The sequence below is a fragment of the Cryobacterium sp. Hh11 genome, assembly GCF_004404045.1.
Lineage (GTDB): Bacteria > Actinomycetota > Actinomycetes > Actinomycetales > Microbacteriaceae > Cryobacterium > Cryobacterium levicorallinum.
Genome location: NZ_SOHF01000025.1, coordinates 213,548 through 233,349 on the forward strand (window position 1 = coordinate 213,548; position 19,802 = coordinate 233,349).

Annotated in this window: 21 protein-coding genes and 1 tRNA gene; 8 read left to right on the forward strand and 14 right to left on the reverse strand. The window is 65.2% G+C overall.

The window, feature by feature from the left end; genetic code table 11:
- Positions 1-75: 75 nt before the first annotated feature.
- Positions 76-1,764 (reverse strand): malate synthase A, encoded by a 1,689-nt coding sequence (gene aceB, locus E3T46_RS12110; protein ID WP_134578734.1) that lies wholly within the window; start codon positions 1,762-1,764, stop codon positions 76-78.
- Between the two features lie 267 nt (positions 1,765-2,031).
- Between aceB and E3T46_RS12115 the strand changes: the two genes are divergently transcribed.
- The 3 genes from E3T46_RS12115 (at position 2,032) to E3T46_RS12125 (ending at position 6,215) form a co-directional block, all read left to right on the forward strand.
- The gene (locus E3T46_RS12115) at positions 2,032-3,513 is read left to right on the forward strand and encodes an XRE family transcriptional regulator (protein WP_134578735.1); all 1,482 of its coding nucleotides are present in this window, start codon (positions 2,032-2,034) and stop codon (positions 3,511-3,513) included.
- Positions 3,514-3,777: 264 nt separating this feature from the next.
- Entirely contained in the window at positions 3,778-4,746 is a 969-nt protein-coding gene (locus E3T46_RS12120; RefSeq protein ID WP_134578736.1) for an ATP-binding cassette domain-containing protein, read from the forward strand.
- Between the two features lie 104 nt (positions 4,747-4,850).
- A complete protein-coding gene (locus E3T46_RS12125) occupies positions 4,851-6,215 on the forward strand; it encodes an NAD-dependent succinate-semialdehyde dehydrogenase (protein ID WP_134578737.1) in 1,365 nt (454 codons plus the stop codon).
- A gap of 260 nt (positions 6,216-6,475) precedes the next feature.
- On the opposite strand, the gene rplA is transcribed toward E3T46_RS12125, so the two are convergent.
- The 7 genes from rplA to E3T46_RS12160 form a co-directional block, all read right to left on the reverse strand.
- Entirely contained in the window at positions 6,476-7,165 is a 690-nt protein-coding gene (rplA, locus tag E3T46_RS12130; RefSeq protein ID WP_092448383.1) for a 50S ribosomal protein L1, read from the reverse strand.
- Between the two features lie 123 nt (positions 7,166-7,288).
- Positions 7,289-7,720 carry a 50S ribosomal protein L11 gene (rplK, locus tag E3T46_RS12135; RefSeq protein WP_092106326.1) on the reverse strand — a complete coding sequence of 144 codons (432 nt, stop codon included), beginning with the start codon at positions 7,718-7,720 and terminating at the stop codon, positions 7,289-7,291.
- A gap of 135 nt (positions 7,721-7,855) precedes the next feature.
- Positions 7,856-8,809, reverse strand: coding sequence for a transcription termination/antitermination protein NusG (gene nusG / locus E3T46_RS12140; protein ID WP_134472409.1), 954 nt, complete (start codon positions 8,807-8,809; stop codon positions 7,856-7,858).
- Between the two features lie 100 nt (positions 8,810-8,909).
- Complete coding sequence (gene secE / locus E3T46_RS12145) at positions 8,910-9,182, reverse strand: preprotein translocase subunit SecE (protein ID WP_092448385.1); 273 nt, start codon at positions 9,180-9,182, stop codon at positions 8,910-8,912.
- 42 nt (positions 9,183-9,224) lie between these two features.
- Positions 9,225-9,297 (reverse strand) — tRNA-Trp (locus E3T46_RS12150).
- A 216-nt stretch (positions 9,298-9,513) separates the two neighbouring features.
- Positions 9,514-10,968, reverse strand: a complete 1,455-nt coding sequence (locus E3T46_RS12155; protein WP_241980689.1) for an NAD(P)/FAD-dependent oxidoreductase — start codon at positions 10,966-10,968, stop codon at positions 9,514-9,516.
- Positions 10,965-11,807, reverse strand: coding sequence for a UbiA family prenyltransferase (locus E3T46_RS12160; RefSeq protein ID WP_134578738.1), 843 nt, complete (start codon positions 11,805-11,807; stop codon positions 10,965-10,967). Before E3T46_RS12160 ends, E3T46_RS12155 begins: the two co-directional genes overlap by 4 nt.
- A gap of 173 nt (positions 11,808-11,980) precedes the next feature.
- Between E3T46_RS12160 and E3T46_RS12165 the strand changes: the two genes are divergently transcribed.
- From E3T46_RS12165 to E3T46_RS12175, 3 genes are all read left to right on the forward strand, one after another.
- Positions 11,981-13,183, forward strand: a complete 1,203-nt coding sequence (locus E3T46_RS12165) for a pyridoxal phosphate-dependent aminotransferase (protein ID WP_134578739.1) — start codon at positions 11,981-11,983, stop codon at positions 13,181-13,183.
- Positions 13,184-13,262: 79 nt separating this feature from the next.
- On the forward strand, positions 13,263-14,207 hold the full coding sequence (locus E3T46_RS12170; RefSeq protein WP_134578740.1) for an ABC transporter ATP-binding protein: 945 nt from the start codon (positions 13,263-13,265) through the stop codon (positions 14,205-14,207).
- Positions 14,204-15,058, forward strand: coding sequence for an ABC transporter permease (locus tag E3T46_RS12175; RefSeq protein WP_134578741.1), 855 nt, complete (start codon positions 14,204-14,206; stop codon positions 15,056-15,058). The genes E3T46_RS12170 and E3T46_RS12175 overlap by 4 nt, the downstream gene beginning before the upstream one ends.
- 21 nt (positions 15,059-15,079) lie before the next feature.
- Here the strand turns inward: E3T46_RS12175 and E3T46_RS12180 are convergent, their stop codons facing one another.
- From E3T46_RS12180 to E3T46_RS18005, 3 genes are all read right to left on the reverse strand, one after another.
- The gene (locus tag E3T46_RS12180) at positions 15,080-15,790 is read right to left on the reverse strand and encodes a response regulator transcription factor (protein ID WP_134578742.1); all 711 of its coding nucleotides are present in this window, start codon (positions 15,788-15,790) and stop codon (positions 15,080-15,082) included.
- Positions 15,787-16,047 (reverse strand): hypothetical protein, encoded by a 261-nt coding sequence (locus E3T46_RS12185; protein ID WP_134578743.1) that lies wholly within the window; start codon positions 16,045-16,047, stop codon positions 15,787-15,789. Before E3T46_RS12185 ends, E3T46_RS12180 begins: the two co-directional genes overlap by 4 nt.
- A 90-nt stretch (positions 16,048-16,137) precedes the next feature.
- Positions 16,138-16,290, reverse strand: coding sequence for a hypothetical protein (locus E3T46_RS18005; protein WP_166790266.1), 153 nt, complete (start codon positions 16,288-16,290; stop codon positions 16,138-16,140).
- Between the two features lie 136 nt (positions 16,291-16,426).
- Here E3T46_RS18005 and E3T46_RS12190 point away from each other — a divergent pair, with 136 nt between their 5' ends.
- Positions 16,427-17,068, forward strand: a complete 642-nt coding sequence (locus E3T46_RS12190; RefSeq protein WP_134578744.1) for a hypothetical protein — start codon at positions 16,427-16,429, stop codon at positions 17,066-17,068.
- Positions 17,069-17,172: 104 nt separating this feature from the next.
- Here the strand turns inward: E3T46_RS12190 and E3T46_RS12195 are convergent, their stop codons facing one another.
- The 3 genes from E3T46_RS12195 to E3T46_RS12205 are packed head-to-tail and all read right to left on the reverse strand — an operon-like array spanning position 17,173 to position 19,221.
- Entirely contained in the window at positions 17,173-18,336 is a 1,164-nt protein-coding gene (locus E3T46_RS12195) for a UDP-N-acetylmuramate dehydrogenase (RefSeq protein WP_134578745.1), read from the reverse strand.
- Between the two features lie 4 nt (positions 18,337-18,340).
- Entirely contained in the window at positions 18,341-18,778 is a 438-nt protein-coding gene (locus E3T46_RS12200; protein WP_134578746.1) for a MaoC family dehydratase, read from the reverse strand.
- Positions 18,775-19,221, reverse strand: coding sequence for a MaoC family dehydratase N-terminal domain-containing protein (locus E3T46_RS12205; protein ID WP_104132140.1), 447 nt, complete (start codon positions 19,219-19,221; stop codon positions 18,775-18,777). Before E3T46_RS12205 ends, E3T46_RS12200 begins: the two co-directional genes overlap by 4 nt.
- Before the next feature lie 71 nt (positions 19,222-19,292).
- Between E3T46_RS12205 and E3T46_RS12210 the strand changes: the two genes are divergently transcribed.
- Positions 19,293-19,754 carry a GNAT family N-acetyltransferase gene (locus tag E3T46_RS12210; RefSeq protein ID WP_166790267.1) on the forward strand — a complete coding sequence of 154 codons (462 nt, stop codon included), beginning with the start codon at positions 19,293-19,295 and terminating at the stop codon, positions 19,752-19,754.
- Positions 19,755-19,802: the final 48 nt, after the last annotated feature.

The following is a 19,802-nucleotide window of genomic DNA, read 5'->3' on the forward strand; positions in this document are numbered from 1 at the left end:
CAAATGGATGCTTCACCCCTGTGATGATGCCGGGGTGAAGCATCCATTTGCCCGCTTTCGCGAACGCCGAATGAGTTACAAGAAGCGGGCGTACGCTCCGACCGTCAAGAAGGTCGGGAACTCGGGCTCGAGCGCCGACGTGCGCAGCACCGTGAGGGCGTCGTCGAAGCGGTCGGTGGGGGTGCGCTCGAGGCCGTCAACGATCTCGTCGAGCACCTCTTCGACCCAGTCGGAGTCGATCCGACGGCCCTCGGCGGTGACCGAGTTCTCGTGGATCCACTGCCAGAGCTGCGAGCGGGAGATCTCCGCGGTAGCGGCGTCTTCCATCAGGTTGTCGATTGCCGCAGCACCCACGCCGCGCAGCCAGGACTCGATGTAGCGGAGCGCTATGAGCACGTTGCCACGCACGCCGGCCTCGGTGATCTGACCGCCGACCGAGGCGACGTCGAGTAGCTGGGCCGCCGTCACGCTCACCTCGGGGCGGGTGCGCTCGACCTGGTTCGGCCGGTCGCCGAGCACCTTGTCGAATTCGTACCTAGCGGTCGGGATGAGGTCAGGGTGTGCCACCCAGGAGCCGTCGAAGCCGTCGGTGGCCTCACGCTTCTTGTCGGCGGCGACTTGGGCGAGCGCCTGCTCGGTGACCGCCGGGTCGCGACGGTTCGGAATGAAGGCACTCATGCCGCCGATGGCGAAAGCTCCGCGGCGGTGGCAGGTGGCCACGAGCAGCTCGGTGTAGGCCCGCATGAACGGCACCGTCATGGTGATCTGCTTGCGGTCGGGAAAGACGAAGCGACTGCCGCGAGCGCGAAAGGTCTTGATGATGCTGAAGATGTAGTCCCAGCGGCCGGCGTTCAGCCCGGCGCAGTGATCGCGCAGCTCGTAGAGGATCTCGTCCATCTCGAAGCCGGCCTGAATCGTCTCGATCAGCACGGTGGCACGCACGGTGCCGTACTGGATTCCAAGACGCTCTTCGGCGTAGGTGAAGATGTCATTCCACAGGCGGGCTTCCTTGTGGCTCTCCAGCTTGGCGAGGTAGAAGTACGGGCCGGTGCCGTTCTCGATGAGCTTCTTGGCGTTGTGGAAGAAGTACAGGCCGAAGTCGATCAGGCTGCCCGAGGACTTCATGCGACGGTTGGCGGCATCAACGAAGGTCACGTGCTTCTCGACCAGGTGCCAGCCACGCGGACGCATCACGATGGTCGGCGTGGTCTTGTTCGTAATCTCGTACTTTTTGCCCTCGGGGCTCGTGTAGCTCAGCTGGCCGCGCACCTGGTCGAACAGGGTCAGCTGGCCCTCGATGACGTTGGTCCAGGTCGGGCTGGTGGCGTCTTCCTGGTCGGCGAGCCACACCTTGGCGCTCGAGTTGAGCGCGTTGATGGCCATCTTGCGGTCGGTCGGACCGGTGATCTCCACGCGGCGGTCTTCCAGACCGGGTCCGGCTCCCGCAACGCTCCAGGTTGGATCCAAGCGGATGCTCTCGGTAGCGCTTAGAAATTTGGGGTCGCGACCATTCGCGGCATCCACTCGAGTCTGCAGCCGGGCAGCGAGCAGGTCGTGCCGAGTGCCGGCAAAACGCTCGTGCAGCTCGGCGAGAAATTCGAGGGCGTCCGGCGTGAGGATCTCGTCGTAGCGGTCTGCGAGCGGGCCGGTCACCTCGAGGTGCGGGCGAATGGTGGCGAAGCTGCCGGTCGTGGTCTTCACCTTGTCGGTCTTGCTCGGCGCGGAGGTGACCGTCTGATCAATGGTCGGGTTTGGGGTGTTCATGGTCTGGCTCCTTGCGAAAGTAGGTGAAACCGACAGGGGGCGAACCCGAATTGCGGTGCGCCCGATCTCAGGCTGAATGGTGGTGGAACGGTTCTGCTTCGGTCGAACCGATGAGCGCGAGGGTGGATGCGTTCAGTGTTCAAATCGTCGTTACTGGCCTGTATTCATACTCTGCCGGGTCTGCACGGTACAAAACCAAAATATACCGGCAGAAGAAACCCTGTTCTTCTGATTGTGGAAACTTTTGAATCGTGTGACACTGTGTGGATGGTTCCCGCTGAAGCCCTCGCCGCCCTGTCATCCCTCGCCGTCGATGAACCCGAGCTCGACGCTCTCACCCTCGGGCGGCGCATCCGCGAGCTGCGCACCATTCGCCGCATGACGCTCGACACCCTCGCCGCCGCCATCGACCGCGCGCCGTCGCAGGTGTCGATGATGGAGAACGGCAAGCGCGAACCGCGCCTGTCCATGCTGCGCACGATCGCCCTCGCCCTCGGCACGACCGTCGATGAATTGATGCGAACGGATGCCCCCTCCGAGCGAGCCGCACTGGAAATCTCGGTCGAACGCGCCCAGCGCGGCCCGGTGTTTCAGGCGTTGGGCCTCCCCCGCATCCGTGTGAGCAAGGGGCAGAGCGACGAAACGCTGCACACCATTCTGAGCCTGCACAACGAGATCGACCGGCTCAACCGGGAACGAGCCGCGACTCCGGAGGAAGCCCGGCGGGCTAACTCGGCCCTGCGCCAGATCATGCGGCAGCAGGACAATTATTTTCCCGAGCTCGAGGCCCAGGCCCTCGAAATTCTCACCGCGGTGGGGCATTCCGGCGGCCCGGTATCGCAGCAGCTCGTCGCCGACATGGCCACCCATCTGGGCTTCTCGCTGCACTACGTGAACGATCTGCCGCACTCCACCCGGTCGGTCACGGACAAACGCAACGGGCGGATTTACCTGCCGACCAACCGCTCGGCCTCGCGGGATTCCCGCTCCCCGATTGTGCAGGCCTTCGCCAGCGAACTATGCGCACACGAGGAACCGAAAAATTATGCAGAATTTCTGCGTCAGCGGGTGGAGACGAATTATCTCACCGCCGCCATTCTGCTGCCGGAGCGTGATGCCGTACGCATGCTGACCGAAGCGAAGACCCTGCGGCGCATCTCGATGGAAGACCTGCGCGACGCCTTCGCCGTCTCCTACGAAATGGCCGCACATCGCTTCACCAACCTCGCCACCGCCCGGCTCGAAATTCCGGTGCACTTCATGAAGGTGCACGAGTCGGGCACCATCATCAAGGCCTACGAGAACGACAATGTGCGCTTTCCCAGCGATGCGCTCGGCGCGGTCGAGGGCACCACGGTTTGCCGCAGCTGGACCGCCCGCACCGTATTCGACGTTGCCGATCGCTTCAGCGCCTGGTACCAGTACACCGACATGCCGGCCGGAAGCTTCTGGTGTACCTCACGCGTCGAGAAGGCCAAGGAGGGCGAATATTCGGTGAGTGTGGGCGTTCCCTTCGCCCACGTGAAGTGGTTTCGCGGGCGTGAAACGTCAAACCGCGCCGTGTCGCTCTGCCCGGACGAGTCGTGCTGCCGCCGGGCGCCGGGCAACCTGGCCGACCGCTGGGCTGGGCAATCCTGGCCGGCCGCGCGCACGCCGACCAGCCTGCTCGCCGCGCTGCCCACCGGAACATTTCCCGGCGTCGACCAGACCGAGGTCTACCAGTTTCTCGAGGCCCACTCGCCGCACTGAGCACCACGATGACCTGGCGGCGGGGGAATCACTGGATTACTGGGATTACTACTGGAAGACTACTGGGGTGTGAGCATCCGCTCAAAAAAGAAAAACAAACCGGTATGTTGTTGTTGGAACCGGTATTAGCTAGCATTAGGTAGACCTGAGGGTTCTGTCGAGTCTTGCACACGCTCACAGCCCCATGCACCAGAGAGTTTCGGTTGTGCGCGTGAGTTCCACGTTTCAGTCCCGGCTCTCGCCCTACTGAAATGCGAGCTGACCATGACTGATGCTCGCGCCGTTCTTCGTCGGATCAATCTCGCCGTGCGGGCAGGAATCCCCCCGGCCGAGTCGGCACTCACGCCGCCGGACGAGTCGCTCGATCCCGCCGCGCCGACTGCTCCGTCCGCGGAGACCACGGCTCCGCTGCCGTCGCACTGGTTTCGCTCGGCGGCCGTGCTGGACGTGCGCGGACTGCGCGTTGCTGCGGGAGCCCGCCCCGACGCACCGCTGCTGGTCAATGGCATCTCACTTTCTATAACCCGTGGCGAAGTGATCGGGCTGGTCGGCGACGCCAATTCCGGCGCCCTCGAGATCGCCCAGTGCATCGCCGGTCTGCTGCCGGCTCCGGCGGTCATCCGTTCCGGGTCGATTCTGTTCAACGGCGGGGAACTGGTTGGGCTGCCCCCGCGACCGCGCGACCGGCCGCGGGACGCAAGGATCGCCTACCTGCCGCGCGATCCACTCGGCAGTCTCGACCACGGAGTGACCGTCGGAACGCAGCTGACCGCACCGCTGCGTTACCTCGGCCTGGCCAAGTCGGCCGCCTATGAGCGTTCGCTGGCCCTGCTGGGTCAGGCTGGGGTCGAGCGCCCGGAGGACACGTTCATGTCCTACCCGCACCAGCTGTCCCCCGTGGTCGCCCAGCGCATACACATTGCCGCTTCACTGGCGGGCAAGCCCGACCTCCTCTTGGCCGATAACCCCACAGACGCCCTGGACTCGTCAGACAGCTCAGACATTTTGGACCTGCTGCGGATGTTGCAGCGCGATAACGGGCTGACGATGATCATGGTGACGCGCTCGATCAGCGTGGCGGCGCTAACCTGCCAGCGGGTCGCCGTTGTTCGATCCGGCACAATCGTGGAATATGCCTCGGTCGCCGAACTCTTCGGCTCACCGAAGCATCCGCATACCCGCGAACTGCTGAATGCGGAGCAGAATCAGTGGCCAGGGAGCCCCGCGCTGTAGCTCCTGCGGCTGCGTCGTCTTTAATCATCCGCTGCTATATCTTTGACAAACCAGAGTTTGCATCGGCGCCGGTATTTGGTGCCTGACCAGTGAAGGATAAGCCTATGACCAGCTACGCAGTCATCAACCCGGCCACCGGGGCGACAGTCAAGACCTACGACACAATCTCGGATGCCGAGCTCACCACCGCGATCACCGCCGCAGACGACGCCCACACCTGGTCGCGCTCCGTCAGCGTCGATGAGCGCGCAGCGCTCATCCGCCGCGTGGCCGAACTGCACCGCGAGCGCCGCCAGGAGCTTGCGGAGATCATCGTGCGCGAAATGGGTAAGCCCATGGAGCAGGCCCTCGGCGAGGTCGACTTCAGCGCCGACATCTACGCCTATTACGCCGACAACGCGACGAACCTGCTGAAGGACGAAGCCATCACCCTGCTCGCCGGCGAAGGTTCGGCGCTCATACGTCGCAGCTCGCTCGGTGTGCTGCTCGGAATCATGCCGTGGAACTTTCCCTACTACCAGGTTGCCCGTTTCGCCGGACCAAACCTGATCATCGGCAACACCATCCTGCTCAAGCACGCCGAACAGTGCCCCGAATCGGCCGCCGCGATCGCGCAGATCATGCTCGACGCCGGCTTCCCCGAGGGTGCGTACACCAACCTCTACGCTTCCCATGATCAGATCGCCACGATCATCGCCGACAAGCGCCTGCAGGGTGTCTCGCTCACCGGTTCGGAACGCGCCGGAGCGGCGATTGCTGAGCTGGCCGGACGCAACTTGAAGAAGGTCGTGCTCGAGCTCGGCGGCTCAGACCCGTTCATCCTGCTGTCCACAGACGACCTGGATGAGACCGTCGGTGCCGCCGTGGCTGCTCGCATCGACAACAATGGCCAGGCCTGCAATGCTGCCAAGCGCTTCATCGTCATCGAGGAGCTGTACCAGCCCTTCCTCGAAAAGTTCACGGCGGCAATCAATGCCGTCGAGCTGGGCGACCCGACCAAAGACGGCACCGGACTCGGACCGCTATCCTCGAAAAAGGCCACCGAGACTCTGACCGAGCAGGTTGCGCGCGCGGTGGCTCAGGGTGCCACCCTCGTCACGGGCGGAACCGCTGAGGGCAACTTCTTCGCCGCAACCGTACTCACCGACGTGCTGCCCGGGTCCGATGCCTTCCACGAAGAATTCTTCGGCCCGGTCGCACAGATCTTCAGCGTCCCCGACGAGGCCGCAGCACTCGCATTGGCCAACAACACTCCGTTCGGCCTCGGTTCCTACGTCTTCACGACCGACCCAGAGCAGGCACTGCGCGTGGCCGACGGCATTGAGGCCGGCATGGTCTTCATCAATTTGGTCGGTGCCGACGGTGCCGAGCTGCCCTTCGGTGGCGTCAAACGTTCCGGCTCGGGGCGCGAACTGGGCCGTTTCGGTGCCGACGAATTCGTCAACAAAAAGATGATCCGTATCGGCTGACCCGTCCGCTGCCGCAGCCTCTCAGCGGATGCGGGCGCCCCCTACGGCTGCGCGTTACGCCAGTTACCGTAGCCCGCACCCGACTGGGCGCGGCCGAGACCAGGCGATGGCGGCGGGTTGCTCGCGGGGTGTCGAGTGCTGAGCTGAGGAGCAAGTGCTCCCTGCCAGCGCGACCCACGGAGAACCAACCCGGCCATCAGCATCCGTTTAAAAGAAGCAGGGCCCGTCCGAAGACGGGCCCTGCTCAGTGAAGCGGATACTTAGATGCTGTTGACGTCCAGCTGGATGCCAGGACCGAAGGTGGTCGAGACGACGCCCTTCGTGATGTAACGGCCCTTGGACGAGCTCGGCTTGAGGCGAACGATCTCTTCGAGCGCTGCGGAGATGTTCTCGTTGAGCTGCTCGGCGGAGAAGGATGCCTTGCCAACGACGAAGTGCACGTTGGAGTGCTTGTCGACGCGGAATTCGATCTTTCCACCCTTGATGTCGGACACGGCCTTGGCGACGTCGGGCGTCACTGTTCCGGTCTTCGGGTTCGGCATGAGGCCACGCGGGCCGAGGACCTTTCCGAGACGACCGACCTTACCCATGAGCTCGGGGGTCGAGACGGCGGAGTCGAACGAGGTGTAACCAGCGGCTACCTTCTCGATAAGCTCGTCGCCACCGACCTCGTCGGCGCCGGCTGCGATAGCGGCTTCGGCGGCGGGGCCGGTTGCGAAGACGATGACGCGGGCGGTGCGGCCGGTGCCGTGCGGGAGGATGACGGTTCCACGAACCATCTGGTCGGCCTTGCGCGGGTCGACTCCGAGGCGGAGGGCGACCTCAACCGTGGAGTTGAACTTCGCGGAGCCGGTCTCCTTGGCGAGGGTGACGGCTTCGACGGGCGTGTAGAAGTTGTCTTCGCCGATTTTCGCGGCGGAGGCGCGGTACGCCTTTGACTTGGTTGCCATGTGAAATCTCCTGTATGTACTTCAGAGTGTGGTGCGAGCCTGGCAGGCTCTTCCACTAATTGCTTAGGGTGCTCACGCGCCGTGTGGCGCAGAAGCGAGGGGGTGTTCGCGCAGTTGTTGGTGCTAGGCGCTGACCGTGATGCCCATGGAGCGGGCGGTTCCGGCGATGATCTTCGCGGCGGCGTCGATGTCGTTGGCGTTGAGGTCAACCATCTTCGCTTCAGCGATCTCGCGAACCTGAGCCTGCGTGAGGTTGGCAACCTTGACGGTGTGCGGGGTTCCGCTGCCCTTGGCGACGCCGGCAGCCTTCTTGATGAGCTCCGCTGCGGGCGGGGTCTTCAGGATGAAGGTGAACGAACGGTCGTCGTAGACGGTGATCTCAACGGGGATGACGTTGCCGCGCTGGGCTTCGGTCGCTGCGTTGTAGGCCTTGCAGAACTCCATGATGTTAACGCCGTGCTGACCCAGTGCCGGCCCGATGGGCGGTGCGGGGTTGGCTGCGCCGGCCTTGATCTGAAGCTTGATCAGACCGGTAACCTTCTTCTTCGGTGCCATTGTATTGTCCTTCGTATTGATGTGCGAGCTGCCCCGAGGGGCTGCTCTCCCGGTGGCCCGGATGGGCCCCGGTGGTTTGGGAACCAGCGTGGATGACCCGCGCGGGTCATCCGTTCTGCTGGTAAGAGGTGCTGGTTAGAGCTTGGTGACCTGGTCGAAGCTGAGCTCGACCGGCGTCTCACGCTCGAACAGGGAGACGAGCACGATGAGCTTGCCGCTCTCCGGCTTGATCTCGCTGATCGAACCGGGCAGGCCCGCGAACGAGCCTTCCTTGATCGTGATGGTCTCGCCGATTTCGTAGTCGACCTCGGCAGCGATGACGCGCTGCGCCGACTTTCCGGGGGCGCCCCCAGCTTTGGTCGGGGCTTCGACGATTTCGACGAGTCCCTTGAGCATGCCGAAGGCCTCTTCGAAGCGCAGCGGCGTGGGGTTGTGGGCGTTGCCGACGAAGCCGGTCACACCGGGGGTGTGGCGAACAACCGACCAGCTGTCTTCGTCGAGGTCCATGCGCACGAGCACGTAGCCCGGGATGCGCACGCGGGTGACCATCTTGCGCTGGCCATTCTTGATCTCGACGACATCTTCCATGGGAACTTCGCACTGGTAGATGAAATCTTCCATCGCCATCGACTGCTTGCGGTTCTCAATGTTCGACTTCACGCGACGCTCGAAACCGGCGTAGGAGTGAATGACGTACCACTTACCCGGCAGAAAGCGCAGTTCCTTGCGGAAGGCTTCGTAGGGGTCGATCTCGGCGTCGTCTTCTGCGTCTTCGGCGTTGACGAGCTTGCCTTCGTCTTCGACGGCTTCGACGGAGGCGTCGGCCTCTTCGGCGGAATCAATGTCGAGGGCGTCGTCGACAATGGCGTCAGCTTCGGGATCGGCGGACTCTGCCAGGGCATCGAGAGCGGCGTCGAGGTTGACCTCAACATCGTCGTTCTCGTCGATGACGTGCAGGGCAACCTGCTCTGCGGCCTCTACGGAGTCTTCGTCGGCCGCGAGGGTGTTGCCCTCTTGCGCTTCGTCGTCCTCGGAGGACTGCTCAGCGGCAGTGGCCCAGTCGACATCGTCGTGCTTCGTCTCAGTCACTAAATCTCAATCCTTATTTGTTCTACGTGTTCAAGTGTGTATGGGCACGGGTGCCAGTAATGCTTGGCGGTCCGATAAAAGCGGATGCCGGTGGCGGGAGTTATCCCGGCGTTCCGAAGACGTAGAGAACGGCGAGGCCGAACACCCAGTCCAGGAGCGACACGATGCCCATCATGATGACAACGAAGACGAGCACGACGCCGGTGTAGCTCAGCAGCTCTTTACGAGTCGGAGTGACCACCTTGCGCAGTTCTGCAAAGACCTGCTTGATAAACAGGGACAGCCGAGCGAAAGGTCCGCGACTTGACTCGCGTGCCATTCGTGCGTTCGCGACGATTTCCTCACCGGGTTCGTCGACAACTTTTCGGGCCACCTGTTTACACCTCTCATGGTCGGCAGACTAACCACCGATGTGCAGGGCGGACAGGACTCGAACCTGCAACCTGCGGTTTTGGAGACCGCTGCTCTACCAATTGAGCCACCACCCTATGGAAGTAAATTCACCCTGCAGTTCTACGTTCTCCGGCGTTTTACCACTCAGAAAAAGGCGCAGAAAAGCATGGCAGAATTCAACTACCTTGAACCAGTCTAGGTCACGGACCGGCCACTGTAAAGCTGAGACGAGTTCGCGCCGAAGTGCGATCCTTGTTCCAGTGCTAGCTTGGCACACTCTCGCGGTCGGCGGGATTGCGACCGGCGACGGGTCAGTGACCGTCCAGCCGGCCGATCAGCTTGTGCATCGCGGTCATGGCTCCCCCGAGCACGGCCGGGATGCCGCCGCCGGGGTGTACCGAGGCGCCCACCCGCCAGAGCCACGGGTGCGCCCGGCTGGTATACCCGGGTCGGTGGAACGGGCCGCTCTGCCAGAGTGGATTGGTCGCGCCATACAGCGCACCCCCCGCGGAGCCCCAGCCGGCGAAGTAGCGCGGGTCGAGCACGACGTGGTCTCGGAACAGCTCGGTGATGGGCCGGTCCAGTCCCACTGCGGAGCTGACCCGGGCCATCTCGTTGGCGACCCAGGGAGTGTCGAGATCGTAGTGTCGGCCGTCGGCAGGCGCGGTGAGGAGCACGGCTACCGTCGGCCGATCGTTGGGATAGATCTCGTTCGGGCGGTAATAGTTCAGGAACGCCATGGTCTGCTCCGGAGCGACGCCGGCGTCCAGGCTGCGGTGCAGCGCGGCCGGGTCGTCGGGCAGCACCACAGAATGGGTGGCCGTCCCTGCGGGCAGGGGCGTTGCGAGTGACGCGTAGACGGCCACTCCGGAGCAGGACAGCGACCGCGGTCGCGCTTTCGGCCGTCCAAGGAGCTCGTCGAGCACGCCCCGGTCAAGCCCGCTCACGATCACGTCTGCCGGGTAGGTCGCCGAAGTCGTCGACACGAGTCCGTTGCGCACAGCCGTGACGGGCTCGCCCGTGTGCACCTGTGCGCCCGCGTGGAGTGCCAGCCGATGCAGCGCCAGCGGAAGCTCATTGACTCCGCCTTCGGGGACCCAGACGCCATCGGTGGCCATGATGGCCGGCATGCTCGCATACAGCGCGAGGGTCTGCCGGGGCGAGACGCCCGCGTTGAGGGTGTGAATGGCGATGACCTCACGCAGTCCGTCGGGCATCCAGGTCAAGCCATCGAGAAAGCCCCGCGTGGTCAGCCGTCTGCCGTAGAGGCGGAATACCCGGCGCACGGCCGGGAGCGACGCCGGGCTGGCTGGGTCGGCGGTGAGCATGCTCGTGACTTCGGGTCCCAACCCACCGTGCTCGCGTTCGAACCGGGTCCAGGCCGCATGCCACGGATGCCCCGGCGGCACCGGCAGGGTGACGCTGTCACCGGCATAGAAATACCGACCGACTTCGGGCAGTTTCTTCAGGGTCAGCGCGGCGACCGCCGCAGCCTCGGCGGGAGCGGACCGCCGGGCGCCGATGGCGTCATAGCGGGCGAGCAATTCCTCCCATACCGGGGGGAAGGTGACCAGGGCCGGCCCGGTATCCACGCGCTGCCCGTCGATCTCTAGGCGTCGGCTCTTTCCTCCGATCCAGTCGGATCCTTCCAGCACAGTCACCGAGTGCCCGGCGCGGGCCAGCAGGGCGGCGGCGGTCAATCCACCAATGCCGGCACCGAGCACGACGATGCGCCGGGGAGTCGATGGCATGCGGGATCGCTTCATGGATACGTTCCTAACAGAATGGCGGCCACGACCTGGGCTCCGGCGACGGAACCAGCAACGTAGGGGAAGATGATCGAGTACCGATAAAGTCTGTGGGCCGTGGCGGGTGTTGGGTCGCGCCCCAACGACCACACCAGCCAGCCGGCGATGAGCGCGTTCACCAGCGCTACCGGCCAGTTGATGAGGGCGAAACCGACGGTGGACAGTGCCCACCAGATGGCGCTCCACACCGTTGCTCCGCGCGCGCCGAGATGCACCGCAGTGGTGTGAATACGCGCAGCGCGGTCCTCGTCGATGTCCTGCACCGCGTCGTAGGTGTGTTTGGCGACGCTCCAGGCCATCAGCCCGATCGCCGCCGACCAGATCGGCTGCTCACCGACGGCGAGCGGCACGAACACCAGCGGAAAGGCATACGCGGCGTTACTCAGCGAATCCAAGTAGCGCCGAGCTTTGAAGCGCAGCGGGGGCATCGAGTAGAAGACGAAGATGATCGAGTACGCCGCGATCCAGGCCAGCGCCGCAGGCGGCAGCGTGACCATAAAAAAGATCAGGAAGGGCACGTTGGTCAGGAGGACGCCGAGCACGATCGGGCGGGTCTCCGAGCCGAGGATTCGAGCACCCTCGTGTCCACCCTTGCGGGCGTTCTGGGCATCCGTTTCTTGGTCGAAGATGTCGTTCACGCCGTAGATCAGCAGGTTGAACGGCAGGGTCACCCAGAGCAGAAGGGGCAGCACGTCCCAGCGCCATAAATCGCCGAGGAGCCACATTCCGATGACGGTCGTGCCGATGGTATTCACCCACAGCACCGGTCGGGAGATTTGAACCAGGCGCGTAAGCATTTTCTCACTCTAGCTAGCTCGGCGAGAGATCTCGCTACGAGGCCACACGCCGCCCCGCCGAAACGATGGTCGAGCAGCACCGCGGCCCCGTCAGGACTTCAGAAGGAGCGGATCGGCCGACCAAGAGTGCTCCCACTGACCGACTCCCGGGAGGGGATGGCTAAACTCAACGTGTGGCTCACGAACTCAAGCGAATTTCTACCCGCATCGGCTCGATCGCGGAGTCGGCGACCCTCAAGGTCGACGGCAAGGCCAAGGCGTTACAGGCGGCCGGACGGCCGGTGATCAGCTTCGCGGCGGGGGAACCCGACTTTCTGACGCCCGAGCACATCGTCGAGGCCGCTTTGGTCGCCGTGCGTGACCCGAAGAACTACCGCTACACCCCGGCAGCCGGTCTTCCCGATTTGCGCGAGGCCATTGCGGCGAAAACTCTGCGCGACAGCGGACTCGCGGTATCGCCGAGCCAGGTCGTGGTGACCAACGGTGGCAAGCAGGCCGTCTATCAGGCCTTCGCCACCCTGCTCGATCCGGGCGACGAGGTCATTGTGCCGACTCCGTACTGGACCACCTACCCCGAGGCCATCCGCCTGGCCGGTGGCGTGCAGATCGACGTATTCGCCGGCAGCGACCAGGGCTACCTGGTGACCGTCGAACAGCTCGAGGCCGCGCGCACCCCGCGCAGCAAGGTGCTGTTGTTCGTCTCTCCGTCGAACCCCACCGGAGCGGTCTACTCCCCGGAGCAAACCCGAGCCATCGGTCAGTGGGCCGAGGACAACGGGCTCTGGGTCATCTCCGACGAGATCTACCAGAACCTCACCTATGACGGCGTGCGTGCGGTCTCGATCGTCGAGGCTGTTCCGGCCTTGGCCGACCGCACCATTCTGGTCAACGGGGTCGCCAAAACCTACGCCATGACCGGCTGGCGCCTGGGGTGGATGGTTGGCCCCGCGGACGCCATCAAGGCCGCGGCGAACCTGCAGTCGCATCTCTCCTCGAACGTGTCGAACATCTCGCAGCGCGCCGGCATCGCTGCGCTGAACGGCCCCCAGGAGGCCGCTGAGGCTATGCGCGTTGCCTTCGATCGCCGCCGCACGCTCATCGTCGCCGAGCTGAACAAGATCCCCGGTGTGGTTACCCCCACCCCGCAGGGCGCCTTCTACGTCTACCCCGACGTCACCGGCCTGCTCGGCCGCTCGTGGGGCGGAGCCACACCGACGTCCTCGCTCGAACTGGCCGACCTCATCCTCGATCAGGCCGAGGTGGCGGTCGTTCCCGGTGAGGCCTTCGGACCGAGCGGGTTCCTGCGCATGTCCTACGCGCTCGGCGACGATGCCCTTCTCGAGGGAATCCAGCGCCTGCAGCGGCTGTTCGCCTAGTACGGCATCCGTCGACTGATGGATGAGGGCGACAACCATCGGAGGAGGTACCGGGGCGCGGAAGTGAGATCATGAATCCATGACAGCCACACCCCCGGTCGTGCAGGTGCGCGACCTGCAGAAATCGTATGGCAGTGTCGAGGCCGTGCGCGGCGTGAGCTTCTCGATCGAGGCCGGGGAAACCTTCGCCCTGCTCGGCCCGAATGGCGCCGGCAAGAGCACGACGATCGAGATTCTCGAGGGCTACCGTGACCGTTCCGGCGGTGAGGTGAGCGTGCTGGGCATTGATCCGCACCGCGGCGGCCTGGATTGGAAGGCCCGCATCGGCATTGTGCTGCAGACCAGCAACGAGAGCGGCAATGCGACCGTGACCGAGCAACTGCGCCACTTCGCCGGGTTCTATCCCCATCCCCGCGACGTCGACGAGGTCATCGACGCGGCGGGTCTGCGCGAGAAGGCGAAAACCCGCATCAGCAAGCTTTCCGGCGGGCAGCGCCGCCGAGTGGATGTCGCCCTCGGCATTATCGGACGCCCCGAGCTGCTGTTTCTCGACGAACCGACCACAGGCTTCGACCCCGAGGCCCGGCATCAGTTTTGGAACCTGATTCGCGGTCTCAAGGCGGAAGGCACCACCATCCTGCTGACAACCCACTACCTCGACGAGGCCGCGCAACTCGGCGACCGTGCCGGAATCATCGTCGGTGGCCGGCTCATCGACATCGGCCCGCTCGACACAATCGGCGGAGCGGATGCCCGCGTTCCGGTCGTGCGCTGGCGTGACGGCAACGGATTGGTGCGCGAGGAGCGCACGAGCCGCCCGGCGCAGGTCGTGGCGGACCTGGTCGCCAGCGGCAAGGGCGCCGAACTCGAAGGTCTTGAGGTGATCCGACCAAGCCTCGAAGACGTGTACCTGTCCCTCGTACGCGGTCACGAAGCGACGGCCGCCGGGAACGAAGCTGCCACATCCGCCCCTGAGGCTCGGCCCGATCCAAGCCGGCTCACCGACAAGGACCTGCGAGCATGAGCGCCACGATGATGAGCACCCGCCCGCAGCACACAGCTCCGAGCACGCTCGCGCTGGGCCTGTCCCGCATCGGCTATGAAACACGCCTGTACTTTCGCTCCCCCGACACCCTGTTGTTCACGTTCTTTTTCCCCTTCATTATGCTTGGCATTTTCACTGCCGCGTTCAGCTCCTCCGGAAATATCGGTGCCAATCCCGACGGTACCGGCGGCGTCAGCGTGGGCGCCTACTACCTGCCCGGAATGCTCGCAGCCGGCATGCTTCTCTCCGGTGTGCAGAACCTCGCCGTCGATATCGCCGGCGAGAAAAGCGACGGCACCCTCAAACGCCTGGGCGGCACGCCGCTGTCCCCGCTGAGCTATTTCCTCGGCAAGATCGGACAGGTGTTCGTCACCGCAATTCTTCAGGCCGGCCTCCTGCTTCTCGTGGCGCGGCTGGTGTTCGATATCGCACTGCCGAGCGAACCGGAGAAGTGGGCAACCTTCGCCTGGGTTTTTGTGTTCGGCGTGATCACGAGCGCGTTTCTCGGCATCGCGCTGTCGGCGGTGCCTCGGTCGGGGCGCAGCGCCACGGCTGTTGTGGCTCCCGTGGTGCTCGTGCTGCAGTTCATCTCGGGCGTCTACCTGCAGTTCACGACGCTGCCCGAGTGGATGCAGAACCTGGCGAGCATTTTTCCGCTCAAATGGATGGCGCAGGGCATGCGTTCTGTCTTTCTTCCGGAAAGCTTCGCTGCTGCCGAGCAGAGCGGCACCTGGGATTTGCCCTGGGTGGCCGGCGCCCTCGGCGTCTGGCTGGTGCTGGGGCTCGTGCTGAGCCGGGTGACGTTTCGTTGGATTCGACGCGACGCGTGAGCCTGGCCTGAGGCCCGGGCGCTAAAGCAGTTTGCGCGCGAGCGCCCAGGCCGTCAGTTCATGGCGGCTGGACAGTTGCAATTTGCGCAGCACGGCGGACACGTGGGTTTCCACGGTCTTGGCGGCGATGAAGAGGGTGCTCGCGACTTCTTTGTAGCTGTAGCCGCGGGCGATGAGACGCATCACCTCGGTCTCGCGGGCGAAGAGCCGGTCGAGTTCCTCCGTGGTTTCGGCGGTCTTGCCGGCGACGGCGCCGAAGGCGTCGAGCACGAACCCGGCCAGGCGCGGCGAGAACACGGCATCACCCTCGGCGACGCGGCGGGCGGCCTCGGAGACCTCGGCCCCGGAGGCGCTCTTGGTGATGTAGCCGCGGGCACCGGCCCGAATGACGCTCACCATGTCGTCGGCGGCATCCGACACGCTGAGCGCCAGAAACAGGGTGCGCAGGGCGCGCGGCGCCGCCTCGCGAATGACTTCGGCGCCGCCCCCGCCGCGGCCGCCGGGCAGGTGCACGTCGAGCAGCACAACTCGCGGCTGAAGTTCGATCACGCTCAAGATCGCGGCGTCGACCGTCGCCGCCTCACCAAGCACGACGATGTTCGCGTCGAGCTCGGCGCGCAGCCCCGAACGGAAAATGGAGTGATCGTCGACGATGAGTACGGGCAGGCCAGCGGATGCCGCGGCCGGCGTTGTGGCCGCAGGGCCGCTTTGGCTCGGGTCATGGTTGGTCATCGCACGCTCGTTTCGGTGTGCTGCTCATCATTCGCCTGCGTGGCGGCCGCAGCGGGCAGGGTCAGCAGAATCTCGGTTCCGGTGCCGCCGGGGCCTGGGCGCACGGCGGCGTTGCCACCAGCCCGGCGCATCCGCCCGAGAATGGATTCGCGCACGCCGAGCCGATCTTTGGAAATCTGGTCAAGCCGACAGCCTGGCCCGCGGTCGGTCACGCTGAGTTGAACGCCCCGGGCGCCGGTCTCGAGATACACCGACATCGCTCGCCCCGGGTCCGGCCCGTTCGCTCCCCCGGCCGGCCCGTTCGGCCCGGGCAGTATCTACGATCCAAAACCGCCGTCGGGCGCCGGCTACAGCCCGCAAACGGATGCCCCGGCCCTGCCGACAGCGACCAGCGCGTCCACCGAAACCGACCAGAGCAGCGCCCCGAGCACCGAAACGGCAACCGCCCCGACGCTCGCCTTCGCGGCCACGCCGACTTCGACCCAGAACCCGTTCGTCACCGGCGCCGCCCCGGTCGGTGCAACCTATCCGCCGGCCAACCCATACGCATCGGACTCGGCCCAGAACATCCGCTCGCAGCAGAATCGGGATTGGCAGGAGCAGAACCGCGCCCGCCAGGCTGCACACCGTGCCCGGGTGCGTGCCCGCCGTCCCGGCGCCGGCTACAGCGCCATCGTGCTGGGCCTGGCCCTGGCCAAGGGCGCGGTTGCCGCCGGTGTGTACTCGAACGGCGTCTGGTCGCAGGATGCAATTTTGCTCGGAAACGCCTTCACCCTCGGAGTGCTCGCGCTCGGCCTCGTGATCGCCGGAATCCGCGGCCGCACCGACGGCGCCATGGGCGGGTTCGCCTTTCTGGCCGCGGCCACCCCGGTCGTGCTCGGCGTGTTTCCGCAGGGCACCCAATTCACCGCCGTCGGCGACACAGCCTGGCAGGTCAGCGCCAACGATGCCGCCGTGAACCCGGCGACGAGCTACGCCATGATCGCCGGGCAAACCACGCTCGACCTCAGTGATTTCGACAACCCAGGGCTGGACGACACCATCCGCTCCCCGCTTGCGCCCCCGCTTCGCCACGATCCTCTGGGGCATTCTGCTGCTGGCGTTCGCGACTTACATGGTCGTGTTCACCCTGCTTCCGGTGCCGCCGGATCCCACGCTGTGGCTCCTCGGCGGCGTGATCGCGGTCGGGCTGGGCCTCGTCGTGGCCGGCATCGCGGCCGCAGCGCGTCGCGCCGACTGACCGGTCACGCGAGGCGCCCTCACATCAGCGAGCCGTGAGTTCACGTCACCCAGCCGTGAGTTTGAGCCCGTTTTTCGCGCAGAATGGGCTCAAACTCACGGCTCGGTGGAAGAAGGGGCGGCCGCCCCTGGTCGACTCGAAGCTAGAGCGTCAGGCCGACCAGAACCGGTTCGGGCTGCAGATTCACGCCGAATTCGGCCTGCACGCGGCCGAGTACGTAGCGGGCCAGTTGGGCCACCTCTTCGGCGGTCGCGCCGCCCGTGTTCGTCAAGGCGAGGGTGTGTTTGCTCGACACGGCCGCCTTCGACCCGGGCAGCCGGAACCCGCGGGAAACGCCGGACTGCTCGATCAGCCAGGCGGCACTGAGCTTGACCAGGCGTACCGGTTCCGCGCCGGGAATCGGCCCGACACCCAGATATTCCTCAATGGGAATAACTCGGTCCGGCAGCTCCGTCGTCATCGGCCACTGGGGCGCCGTTGCCGGCAGGGAACGCGCAAACGCCTCGGTCACGATCGGGTTGGTGAAAAAGGATCCGGCGCTATACGTGTCGGGGTCGCTCGGGTCGAGAACCATACCCTTGCCGGCCCGCAGGGCCAGCACCGTGTCGCGCACGGTCTGCAGCGGCACGCGATCGCCGAGCTGCACCCCGAGCGCACCGGCGAGTTGGGCATATTTCAGCGGCTGACCGAGCGTACTGCCCAAAACGGATGCCTCGGCGGCGGTATCGTGCAGCTCCAGTTCGATCGCCAGGACGACTCCGCGCAAGCCCTGTTTGAGCACCGAGGTGCGGTAGCCGAGGCCGAGCTCGGCCCGTTCGAGGCGTTCGACCTCGCCGGTTTCATAGGAGAGAAAGTCAATCGCGACGAGGCTGTCCGAGATTTCCTGCCCGTAGGCACCGATGTTCTGCACCGGCGCGGCACCACACGATCCGGGAATGCCGGAGAGCGCCTCAATACCGGCCCAGCCGTGCTGGACGGCATAGGCGACCAGCTCGTCCCAGGGCTCGCCGGCCTGCACGCGCAGCCGCACGCGGTCTGCAGGACCGGCGCCAGCGGCATCCGCTTCGCTGGAATCATCGAGCACCTGGATGCCGCGGGTCACCACGTGAATGACGATGCCGTCGAAACCGTCGTCGGCGACGACGGTGTTGGATCCGCCACCGAGCAGCAGCCAGTTTTCGTCCATGCCCCAAACAACGAGGGTTTCGTTGATGAGGTCCTGCTCGGTGACCGGTGCCACCCGTGCTGCGGGCGGGCCGCCGACACGAAAGGTGGTGAGCGTGCTCAGGGCAACGGGTTCAATCATGCGTTCAGGCCAGGTTGACGCGCGCCTGCGCCTTGCCGAGAACGGTCGCGCCGTTGAAAGTCACGGTCAGGTCGATACGGGCCACACTCGCCTCGACATCGAGCGCGCCGACCTTGGCGACCACCATCACGACGGCGCCGACGGTGGCGTCAACGAAGACCGGACGGGTGAATCGCACCTGATAATCGACGACGCGGGCCGGGTCGCCAGCCCAGTCGACGACGGGCTGCACGGCCAGACCCATGGTGAGCATGCCGTGGGCGAGCACGCCAGACAGACCCACCGACTGCGCCACATCGTCGCGGTAATGAATGGGGTTGAAATCGCCGGATGCCCCGGCGTAATGCACGAGCGAATCGCGCGTCAGCGAGAAACTCGCCTCGGCGACGACGCTGCCGACCTCGAGGTCGACCACTGACCTGATAGATGAGGCGGGGATCATTCGTCTCCCCTGACGACGAGGGTGGAGGTGGCGGTCACAACGTGGCCGCCGGTCGCATCGACGATGGTGGACTCGGCCGTCACCATCGAATGACCGCCCAGCGACTTGATGCTCGTGACCGCGAGGGTCGCCGTGAGCTCATCACCGGCCACGATCGGTCGGGTGTAGCTGAATCGCTGATCGCCGTGCACGACCCGGGTGAAGTCGATGCCGCCATCCGGTTCGGCCAAAAGCTGGGCCAGGGTGGCCTCCTGCAGGACCACAGCGAACGTGGGCGGGGCGACGACGTCGGCGTGGCCGGCCGCGCGGGCCGCTTCGGGATCGTGGTTGATCGGGTTGGTCGCGAACACGGCGCGGGAGAACTCGCGCACCTTTTCGCGGCCGACAAGATACGGTGCGACCGGCGGAAAGACCCGCCCCTGCAACTCTGGGTTCACTGACACCCGTCGAGTCTACTAAGTACACTCCCGCGGCCGGTCACGAGCACGCCTCGCCAGGGCGCACACTTATAACCGTGAAATGTGTATCCGTGCGCCTCGGTGATCCCGAGGTTGCCCCCCTTCTGCTTGACCTGCACCGTGAATATGAAACCCGATACGGCACGGGCGATTCCGTGCACGACGTCGACGGCACCGAATTTGATCCACCCTTCGGCGGCTTCCTTGTGCTGGTCGACGGCGACACGACCGTCGCCGGCGGCGGCCTGCACCGGTTCAACGCCACGACCGCCGAGGTCAAGCGCATGTGGACCAACCCCTCCTTTCGCCGCCAGGGCCACGCGAAAACAATTCTGCGCGAACTCGCGATTCTGGCGCGCGGCCTCGGCTATGAGCGGATGCGCCTGGAAACCGGCTACGCCCAGCCCGAAGCGCTCGCCCTCTACCGCGGCCTCGGCTTCACCGAGATCGGCAACTACGGCATCTACGAGCACGCTTCCGGCTTCGAGATCGACCTTTGCCCCGAACCGGCGTCGTAGCGCCCAACGTCGCGGGCCGACAGAAGTTCGCCCGCGGAATCCTGTGCT

Bases quoted from the DNA above. Each gene is read 5' to 3' on its own strand.
- E3T46_RS12155 (WP_241980689.1), bottom strand. From the start codon at position 10,968: ATGAAGCGATCCCGCATGCCATCGACTCCCCGGCGCATCGTCGTGCTC.
- E3T46_RS12120 (WP_134578736.1), top strand. From the start codon at position 3,778: ATGACTGATGCTCGCGCCGTTCTTCGTCGGATCAATCTCGCCGTGCGG.
- E3T46_RS12180 (WP_134578742.1), bottom strand. From the start codon at position 15,790: ATGACCAACCATGACCCGAGCCAAAGCGGCCCTGCGGCCACAACGCCG.
- E3T46_RS12160 (WP_134578738.1), bottom strand. From the start codon at position 11,807: ATGCTTACGCGCCTGGTTCAAATCTCCCGACCGGTGCTGTGGGTGAAT.
- E3T46_RS12170 (WP_134578740.1), top strand. From the start codon at position 13,263: ATGACAGCCACACCCCCGGTCGTGCAGGTGCGCGACCTGCAGAAATCG.
- E3T46_RS12175 (WP_134578741.1), top strand. From the start codon at position 14,204: ATGAGCGCCACGATGATGAGCACCCGCCCGCAGCACACAGCTCCGAGC.
- rplK (WP_092106326.1), bottom strand. From the start codon at position 7,720: ATGGCACCGAAGAAGAAGGTTACCGGTCTGATCAAGCTTCAGATCAAG.
- E3T46_RS12115 (WP_134578735.1), top strand. From the start codon at position 2,032: ATGGTTCCCGCTGAAGCCCTCGCCGCCCTGTCATCCCTCGCCGTCGAT.
- rplA (WP_092448383.1), bottom strand. From the start codon at position 7,165: ATGGCAACCAAGTCAAAGGCGTACCGCGCCTCCGCCGCGAAAATCGGC.
- E3T46_RS12195 (WP_134578745.1), bottom strand. From the start codon at position 18,336: ATGATTGAACCCGTTGCCCTGAGCACGCTCACCACCTTTCGTGTCGGC.
- E3T46_RS12125 (WP_134578737.1), top strand. From the start codon at position 4,851: ATGACCAGCTACGCAGTCATCAACCCGGCCACCGGGGCGACAGTCAAG.
- E3T46_RS12185 (WP_134578743.1), bottom strand. From the start codon at position 16,047: ATGTCGGTGTATCTCGAGACCGGCGCCCGGGGCGTTCAACTCAGCGTG.
- aceB (WP_134578734.1), bottom strand. From the start codon at position 1,764: ATGAACACCCCAAACCCGACCATTGATCAGACGGTCACCTCCGCGCCG.
- E3T46_RS12200 (WP_134578746.1), bottom strand. From the start codon at position 18,778: ATGATCCCCGCCTCATCTATCAGGTCAGTGGTCGACCTCGAGGTCGGC.